We start from the raw sequence: 9017 nt of genomic DNA, 5'->3' as shown, positions 1-9017 counted from the left end.
ACGTACAGGTGCTGACCGATCCGTTCGGCCGGCCGCTGTGGGCTTCGCCCGCGCTGCCCGGTGCGGCGCATGACCTGACAGCGGCCCGCGAGCACGGCATCATCGACGCCCTCGTCGAAACCGACCTCAAGGCTTACGCCGATAAGGCGTATCAGGGTGCAGCTCGCAACATCCGCGTTCCGTTCAAGGGGCGCCGTCTCAAACGATGGCAACGGCGCCACAACACCACGCACGCGAAGATCTGTTGTGTCGGCGAGCAGGCCATGGCAGCTCTCAAGGGCTGGCGCCTGCTTCGAAAGCTGCGCTGCAGCACCAACCGCATCACCGCGATCGTGAAGGCCGTCCTCGTCCTTCACCTCGCTGCCGCGTCAGGATGAAAACCCCTCATTGGAGACGGCGACTCAGGACTTGCGCTGTCCTCGCAGCGGCAAGATCCTCAGCGCCATCACGGTGCCGTCCGGTTGAAGCGAAAGGGGACTTGTAGGCAGCTCCGCTTTCTCGATATCGACCCAGGTCGAACTCAGGTCGTGGGCTACACGCCGATACTCTTCCACCTCTCCCTCTTTGATCAGCTTGTATAGGTTCTCGGCCATTCCGGAGAAAGCCTCAACGCGTATGGATCCCAGCCGGAAGACGTGATCGGTTCCGACGAACTTGACCCCACCAACATAAATTTCTGCGTCATCGACACTTGACGTGGCGGCGAAAAGGGGCACCTGGTAGTGCTTTTGGCCTTGGCGTGCGGTCAGGTAGCGGGCTGTGTTTGGGCCTCCGCCTGCGAAGGCCGTCAGGCCGCCTGCCCCTGTTCGAGCAAGGAGTTGACCGAACCACGCGAGGTCGTCAGGACCTACTTGAAAACCGTCGACTCGGTGCGCTCGTTGCCCTTCGCGGGCAGGGATCTGAACTGCGTTGGGGTAGGGAATGCCCGGTCTATCTCTGATCTCGTCGTCTGCGTTCCCGGGCGCTCCTGGCACTCGGAGGGGGAGCTGAGCGTCACCTGGTGACTCGATCACGTTGACCACGATGCCGCCTTGACCGATGAGTTCGGTCGAGAGCATCAGGCTGGCAGTGGTGTTCCAGTCTCCGATCTGCATGCCCTCGGTCAGCTCGGCACCCTTGACCAACTGTTGAAGGGTGGTGCTGCGCGTCTTGCTACCCCGCTTGCTGGGCTGCTGATGGTTGCCGCGGCACGATACGAACGTGATCTTCGAAGGTTCGCCGGGCTTCCAAGCCTCAAGGATGTAGTCAGGGCGCGGCCGCGAGGACTTGCTGCGCTGGGAGACGTTTGGCGGCCAGCCGGGACGCAGGACCGTCCCCGTATCCACCACAGAGGTGATGTGGCCCGGATAGCGTTGTTGCACGATGTGTTCCGCTGCTGCGAGTCCAAACCCCACGGCCAACTCGCGCGCTTGCATCCCCTTGTACCAGCTCTCAGGCGTACGGCCTCTCTCAGTGAGGTCCATGGCGCGGGCGCGGTTCCCATCCAGGGCTTCGCAGAACTTCAGACTCAGCCAGTGCTCTGCGAGTCCGTGCCCCATGCCCTGGCCTGACAACACGTATCCGCGCGCCAGGGCGTGCAGTACTTGCCAAGGCGTCAGTTCAATCGTGGAGCCTGACTGTGCGCGGGCGACGGGGTGAAGTGTGGGCTTCCTGCGGAGCGCGCTCTGCCCTCTTTTGCGCCGCTTCTTGTCGACGGCAGCAGCCGTTGACTCGACCTGGGCGACGAGCTCCTGGGTGGAGTGGACATACATGCTCGCTGGGCGTCGGAGTGCGTTCATCGTCTGCCGCGCGGTCCTGGCCATTCATCCCCCTATGCCGTTGCCTCTGTTGGCTGGCGGGGAACGTAGTTAGGGGTGGCCCGGCGCACGCAAGTGCGCATGGCATGTGAAATGTCGAATTGGCTGGAACTGAGTTCACCTCGCGTAGATCAACTCTGGGCAACGTGGTCGCCTCTCAGGCGGTCCCGAAGAGCGCCGCGGTCGTGCATGTAGCGATCGTGGCAAGTCAAGGTTCTCGACAGTGCTGATGTCGACGTGGTGCCTGCGGCAGGTTAAGAGGCGGCACTCGACAGTGGCACGTCGTGATCGAAGCTGAGTAAAGCGAAATATTCTGGCTCCGCAGCCAAGGCCATCTTGTGCACCAGCAGAGACCTGTTCGTCGAAAGTGCGCCGCATCTGCGCCGTGTGTGCTTCCGACGCGCCCCTTGCGTGTCCCAATTTTGCCTGTGGCATGACCTCTTCCGCTCGTATGTTGATCTGTTCGTCTCGGTCCGAGAGCGGACAGCGACCCGTACGAGGTCGGAGCTAAAAGCCCAGTTCAGCCAAGGGGGAGACGTGGACGAACACGTGGGACCTACACGCCGCCGGGCGGTGGAGGTCTGCGCACAACAGTGGTCCGATGCGCTGATCGATTTCGGCCCCTACAACACGCTGCTGCACTTCAAAGACACGAAGCGGGCGACCCTGGACGTCACCTATGCGGCGCCACAGGCACTCACCCCGCTACTGAACGGCCGCACAACCCGACTGGCCAGCCTTTTCCCAGCCTCTGATGATCACAAAACGGCGTGGGTGCGAGCGCGTGGTCTCCGCCGCAAGATGGTCGAACTAGCGGAGGAACAAGGCATCGAGGTCGGGCGCCTGGCGCTTGGCCTGGTGCGTGTCGAGCCCCCAACAACGCGTGGGAGTCGTCCGCTCGCAGCCCTGCGTGCTCCCCTTCTCCTGCAGCCGCTGACCATTGAACCGCGGACCGCGACGGAGAGCGACTTCGTCCTCGAAGGAGTGAGTGAAGCCGAGATCAACCCGGTTTTGCTCTACGCCCTGAGCCGCCAGTACGGCCTGGATGGTGATATCGAGGAGCTCTCTGACAAGATCGCGAACGCGGTGGAGGAGTGCGCGGATCCTGCTGAGCGTACCCGTTGCGCCTATGCGGTGCTGCAAACGGCTTGCACCCGCAGCCATCTCAGTGTGGAACTGGAAGAGCGTGTGGTGGCCGGCGTCTTCAGCTTCGACCGGCTTCCCATGGTCAACGACCTCGCCCGATCCGTCGACTTGCTGGCGAGCCACCAGGTTGTAGCGGCCCTTGCCAAGGACAAAGAGGCCGAACGTGCTCTGCGTGCGGAGGGGGCCTCTCACGTGCCCTCCAGCGCGGACTCCACCGCACCTCGGTCGGAGTATCTGGTACAGGACGCCAATGGCTCTCAGCAGAAGGCCATCAGCGCCGCGTTGGCCGGCTCTCACCTCGTGATTGAGGGACCACCCGGAACGGGCAAGAGCCAGACCATCGCCAACCTGATCGCCGTCTTCGCGGCATTGGGTAAACGGACGCTCTTCGTCGCCGAGAAGCGTGCCGCCATCGAAGCGGTGACCGACAGCCTTGCCGAGGTCGACCTCGATGGACTGGTCTTCGACCTGCATGGCAACAAGCTCAGCCGCCGCCAGACCGCCCAGCAGCTGTATGAGGCCCTGGAACGCGCCGGGAAAGAGCCTCCACCCCGCCCGGACGGTCTCCACCGAAGTCTTGATGGCCATCGGGGGCAGGCCCTGCGGCACGTCCAGGAGTTTCACCAGGCTCTGGCGCCCTGGGAGATCAGCCCGTACCAACTCATCACGCGCCTCATGGCCAGCCCTCGTGACCAGCACACCCGACTGCGGCTACGCGGCGGCGACCTGTACCGCCTCCACGGAGAGCAGCTGCTCCAAACCGAAAGCGACCTGCGCGCCCTTGTGGCCAAGAACGGCCTTCTGGTGCGACGCGGATCCTCCCCCTGGTCTCACTTGCCGGTCCGTTCCGACAACGAACTGCATTCCGTCGTAGCCAGCCTCGACCAACTCACCGGCCGTGCTTTGACAGATGCCCGACGCACCGTCGTGAAGCTCGTGAACGCAGCGGGATTGCGACCGGCCGACGACGTCCATGGATGGCAATCCCTCCTCACCCTGCTGCACGACGTCACCACCACCCTCAGCCGCTTTGAGGTAGCCGTCTTCGACTCCGGCCTGAACGACATGATCGCCGCGACAGCCGACCGCGCCTGGCGCAAGGAGCGCTCATTGAAGGTCGGTTGGTGGCAACGTCGAAAGCTGACAGCCAGAGCGCGGGGACTGGCCAAGGACGGTTGTCGAACCCGCCTTTTGCTGCACGCGGCACTCACGGAAGCTGCCGATCAGAAGGCCAGGTGGCAGCAACATGCTGCGACTGATGACAGCAGCCCGTGGGCCGTCCCTGGGCTGTCCACCGCTGTCGCCTCCTTCACGCAGGCGCGTGATCAGCTGGCTGCGATCGCCCTATGCGTGCGCTGGGACGGGTGGGAGAACACGTCCACCGACGAGGTGGACCGGTTCATCCAGCGACTTGACCAGGACCGCGCGACGCTGTTGCGGATGCCCGAGCTCAACCAGCTCACCGACCGACTGGAGTCGATCGGGCTCGGCCACTTTCTGGATGAGCTCGCCGAAGCCGGAACCGCGCCCGACGTCGCTGTCGGAACCCTGAACCACCTCTGGTGGGCCTCTGTCCTGGACGAGGCCCACATGCAGCACCCCTACTTACGCTCCTTCGTCGGAACCGAGCACGATCACACGATCGACCAGTTCCAACGTCTCGACCGCACCCATCGAGACCTCAACCCCGCTCGCGTCCGATACGAGGTCGCCACCCGCCTGCGGAAAGCCCGCGATACGCACCCCGACCAGAACACCCTCGTGCGCACCCAGGCCCACCGAAAATCCCGACACCTGTCCCTCCGCAGACTGGTTGAAAAAGCGCCGGACGTCCTCATGGCCGCCAAACCGTGTTGGGCCATGTCCCCACTCGTCGTGAGCCGCGTCCTTCCCGCCACCCGCCTCTTCGACGTCGTCATCTTCGACGAAGCCAGCCAGGTCCCTCCGCAAGACGCCATCACATCCATCATGCGCGCCCACCAGGTCATCGTCGCCGGCGACCCGCACCAACTCCCCCCGACAACCTTCTTCCAGAAGCTTCTCAGCGGCGCAGACGAAGACTCCGATGACGACGAGTCTGGCGACGCCGCACCAGATGCCTTCGAATCCCTCCTCGACATGCTGTGCAGCCACCTCCCCGTACACACCCTCAAATGGCACTATCGCAGCCGCGACGAACGCCTCATCGCCTTCGCCAACCACACCATCTACAACGACACACTCGTCACCTTTCCCGGCACCACCCAGGCGAGTCCGCTACGCCTGGACATCGTCGACGCCCAGGTCCGCCCCGGCCAATCCGGCTCCTCTGACGAAGAAGTACAACGAGTCGTCGACCTCGCTCTGGCACACGCCACCCACACACCGGGCCAGAGCCTCGGAGTCATCACCATGGGACAGCGGCACGCAGAGCGGATCGAACTGGCTCTGACCCAAGCTCTGAAGGGCCACCCGGACCTGCAGGACTACTTCAGCCCCGACGCAGGCCCGCGCCAACGCTTCTTCGTCAAAACGATCGAGCAAGTCCAAGGCGATGAACGTGACGCCATCATCCTCAGCATCGGCTACGGGAAAGCCGCCAACGGACGCCTGGCCATGAACTTCGGCCCGCTCAACAACGAGGGGGGAGAGCGCCGCCTCAACGTGGCGATTACCCGCGCCCGCCAGTCGATGACAGTCGTCACCTCCTTCACCCACCACGACTTTGACCCGTCCAAGCTCCTGGCCGCCCGCCACCGTGGCCCTGAAATGCTACGCGCGTTCTTGGAGTACGCCTCGCACGGAGGAGACCTCCAGCGCACCGGCAGCGCACGCACCGACTGGAACCTCAACGGTTTCGAGCAACAGGTCCTCGCCGCCCTCGAAGCAGCTGACGTCCCGGTCACACCGCAATGGGGCGTGTCCGGCTACCGCATCGACTTCGCGCTCGGCCACCCCACACGGCCCGGACAGATGGTCCTCGCCGTCGAAACAGATGGCGACCGCTACCACCGAGCTCCCAGCGCCCGCGACCGCGATCGACTGCGCCAAGAACACCTGCAACGCCTGGGATGGCGCTTCCACCGCATCTGGGCGTCCAGTTGGTTCGCCAACCCAAGCGCCGAACTCGAACGGCTCCTCGACATCTGGCGTGATGCCACAGAACGGGCCGACCGCGCACCAACCCCCGATCCGGTCCACAACCCGCCGGCTCCGCCTCCGGCGGTCGGGCGCGGCGCACGCCCCACCATGCCTCAAGGAGGACGCACCGCCGACTACAGCGACGCCGACCTGCTCGCGCTGGCCACCTGGCTTCTGAGCGACGGGTACCAGCTCGATCGCGACACCCGCGTCGGTCAGGCCCTCACCGAACTCGGCTTCAAACGACGCGGACGCGTGATCACCGAACGTCTCATCCGCGCCTTCGAACAGGCCCAGCACCCGGCAGACAAGGAAGCGTACTGATGCAGAAGCTCGATATCCTGACCCTCGAGCGCGTTGCTCGTCTCATCGTCGACATTGACGGCCCCTTCGAACGGCGCGGCTACCAGCTGGAACAACTCCTGCGACGCGCAGCCTGGCCGTCACCTCCCGACTACGACGGCTCACCGCGCATCGCTTGGCTTACGGACGTCATGGCCGATACCGATGACCTCGCCGCAGTCAGTCGACTGCTCTGCCGCATCTGTGACCCGCTCGAGTACGACGACGGCGAGTCGTCCGCCGACCTCATCCGCCAAGAGCTGAACAGTCTTCTCGCAGCAGAGCGGGTGGCCGTCACCTACGTCGCCGGGCGCCCTGTCCTGGGAGAGGTCGGCACCGACGGTCACAGCACGCTGTTCTCCGCTCCCGAGGACCTGGAAGAGCGAATCCGTCCCCTCGTCAGCAGCGAGGAGTTCCTGCAACAGCTCATGGAGAGGGTCACCGAAACACAGATCTGCGAGCAGCACGGTGCGTACGGTATGGCGCTTATCGGCATCGGCAGCTTCACGGAAGCGCTTCTCCTCGACGTACTGATCCACAGAGATCCAATCCTGCAACGAGGCTTCCCCCAGGGCGAGAGGCGCGTTGCCCCTGAACGGGCAAGTTTTGCCCTGCTGCTCGACACTGCTCGTACCCGAGGGTGGATTCAGATGGACGCCCATGACTTCATGGCGATCGTCCGTGAGTATCGAAACTTCGTCCACCTCCGCAAGCAACGAGAACGCGGCGTCATCCCGGACCGAGACACCGTTGGCATGTGCTGGGGACCGGTCCTCGCGGTGCTCAACGACCTTGAGACCACCCGAGAGCACACTGCCGTGTGATCACGCCCACCACCCGACGTCGTCTGCTCTTCCTCGCATGCTTCGCACAACTGAGGGCGCTGCAACGTAGCGCCCCAGTTGGTCCGTGGCTGGTCCTGGGCGGGCGCAGATTCGTGGTGAATCGGGTCAGAAGGTTGCTGACTGGTCACGGATAGTGGCGACGCCCTGTGGGGGCCTGAAACGGCAAAGCTCCTTCCAGGCCCCCAACTTGATGCTCTAGAAGAACCCCAGCTTCTGAGCGCTGTAGGAAACAAGAAGGTTCTTCGTCTGCTGGTAGTGGTCCAGCATCATCTTGTGGTTCTCCCGGCCGATGCCCGACTGCTTGTAGCCGCCGAACGCCGCGTGCGCGGGGTACGCGTGGTAGCAGTTGGTCCAGACGCGGCCCGCCTGGATCGCGCGGCCCGCGCGGTAGGCCGTGTTGATGTCGCGGGTCCAGACGCCGGCGCCCAGGCCGTACAGCGTGTCGTTGGCGATCTTGATGGCGTCGTCGTAGTCGGCGAAGGAGGCGACCGAGACGACCGGGCCGAAGATCTCCTCCTGGAAGATGCGCATCCGGTTGGAGCCCTCGAAGATGGTGGGCTGGACGTAGTAGCCGCCCGCCAGTTCGCCGTCGTACTCGATGCGCTGGCCGCCCGAGAGGACCTTCGCGCCCTCCTGCTGGCCGATGTCCAGGTAGGAGAGGATCTTCTGGAGCTGGTCGTTGGAGGCCTGGGCGCCGATCATCGTGTCGGTGTCCAGGGGGTGGCCGGTCTTGATGGCCTCGGTGCGGGCGATCGCCGCGTCGATGAACTCGCTGTAGTGGCCCTGCTGGATCAGTGCGCGCGAGGGGCAGGTGCAGACCTCGCCCTGGTTGAGGGCGAACATCGTGAAGCCCTCGAGAGCCTTGTCGCGGAAGTCGTCGTCCTTCGCCCAGACGTCGTCGAAGAAGATGTTCGGGCTCTTGCCGCCCAGCTCCAGCGTGACCGGCTTGATGTTCTCCGAGGCGTACTGCATGATCAGCCGGCCCGTCGTGGTCTCGCCGGTGAAGGCCACCTTCGCCACGCGCGCGGACGAGGCCAGCGGCTTGCCCGCCTCGACGCCGAAGCCGTTGACGATGTTGACGACGCCCGGCGGCAGCAGGTCCTTGATCAGGTCCATCAGGACGTGGATCGACGCCGGGGTCTGCTCGGCCGGTTTGATGACGACCGCGTTGCCCGCCGCGAGGGCCGGGGCGAGCTTCCACGTCGCCATCAGGATGGGGAAGTTCCACGGGATGATCTGTGCGACGACGCCGAGCGGCTCGTGGAAGTGGTACGCGATGGTGTCGTCGTCGATCTCGGAGAGGCTGCCCTCCTGCGCCCGGACCGCACCCGCGAAGTAGCGGAAGTGGTCGATGGCCAGCGGGATGTCGGCGGCCAGCGTCTCGCGGACGGGCTTGCCGTTCTCCCAGCTCTCCGCGACCGCGAGGAGTTCGAGGTTCTGCTCCATGCGGTCGGCGATCTTCAGGAGGATGTCGCTGCGGGCGCCGGGCGAGGTGCGGCCCCAGGCCGGTGCGGCGGCGTGCGCGGCGTCGAGGGCGCGCTCCACGTCCTCGGCGGTGCCGCGCGCGATCTCCGTGAACGGCTGGCCGTTGACCGGGCTCGGGTTCTCGAAGTACTGGCCCCGCGCGGGCGGCACGTACTCCCCGCCGATGAAGTGGTCGTAGCGGGCCTCGTAGGAGACGACGGAGCCCGGAGTGCCGGGGGCTGCGTAGCGGGTCATCGTGAGGTGCCTCCTGTCTCGGCTGCCCGCCGTTGGGCAGCTTGCGCTC

General features: G+C 64.9%; 5 protein-coding genes. 3 read left to right on the top strand and 2 right to left on the bottom strand.

The window, feature by feature from the left end; genetic code table 11:
• Window positions 1-377: transposase family protein (locus K377_RS18865; RefSeq protein ID WP_146614740.1), on the top strand; the 377-nt coding region annotated here is incomplete at its 5' end.
• A 24-nt stretch (window positions 378-401) separates the two neighbouring features.
• Here K377_RS18865 and K377_RS18860 read toward each other — a convergent pair.
• The gene (locus K377_RS18860) at window positions 402-1751 is read right to left on the bottom strand and encodes a hypothetical protein (RefSeq protein WP_237551777.1); all 1350 of its coding nucleotides are present in this window, start codon (window positions 1749-1751) and stop codon (window positions 402-404) included.
• 582 nt (window positions 1752-2333) lie between these two features.
• Here K377_RS18860 and K377_RS18855 point away from each other — a divergent pair.
• Both K377_RS18855 and K377_RS18850 read left to right on the top strand, forming a co-directional pair.
• Window positions 2334-6386: an AAA domain-containing protein gene (locus tag K377_RS18855; RefSeq protein WP_146614739.1), complete on the top strand. Its 4053-nt coding sequence runs from the start codon at window positions 2334-2336 to the stop codon at window positions 6384-6386.
• Window positions 6386-7228 (top strand): hypothetical protein, encoded by an 843-nt coding sequence (locus K377_RS18850; RefSeq protein WP_111664551.1) that lies wholly within the window; start codon window positions 6386-6388, stop codon window positions 7226-7228. Before K377_RS18855 ends, K377_RS18850 begins: the two co-directional genes overlap by 1 nt.
• A 216-nt stretch (window positions 7229-7444) precedes the next feature.
• Here the strand turns inward: K377_RS18850 and K377_RS18845 are convergent, their stop codons facing one another.
• Window positions 7445-8968 carry an aldehyde dehydrogenase family protein gene (locus tag K377_RS18845; RefSeq protein WP_111664550.1) on the bottom strand — a complete coding sequence of 508 codons (1524 nt, stop codon included), beginning with the start codon at window positions 8966-8968 and terminating at the stop codon, window positions 7445-7447.
• Between the last annotated feature and the right edge of the window lie 49 nt (window positions 8969-9017).

Origin of the sequence: Streptomyces sp. PsTaAH-137 (assembly GCF_003259365.1) — a bacterium.
Taxonomy (GTDB): domain Bacteria; phylum Actinomycetota; class Actinomycetes; order Streptomycetales; family Streptomycetaceae; genus Streptomyces.
The sequence above is the reverse complement of the archived record's forward strand: the minus strand, read 5'-3'. Positions and strand labels throughout refer to the sequence as shown.

What these genes read in the sequence shown, in the direction of transcription:
- K377_RS18860 (WP_237551777.1), bottom strand. Translation starts at nt 1,751, where the DNA reads ATGTATGTCCACTCCACCCAGGAGCTCGTCGCCCAGGTCGAGTCAACG.
- K377_RS18845 (WP_111664550.1), bottom strand. Translation starts at nt 8,968, where the DNA reads ATGACCCGCTACGCAGCCCCCGGCACTCCGGGCTCCGTCGTCTCCTAC.
- K377_RS18850 (WP_111664551.1), top strand. Translation starts at nt 6,386, where the DNA reads ATGCAGAAGCTCGATATCCTGACCCTCGAGCGCGTTGCTCGTCTCATC.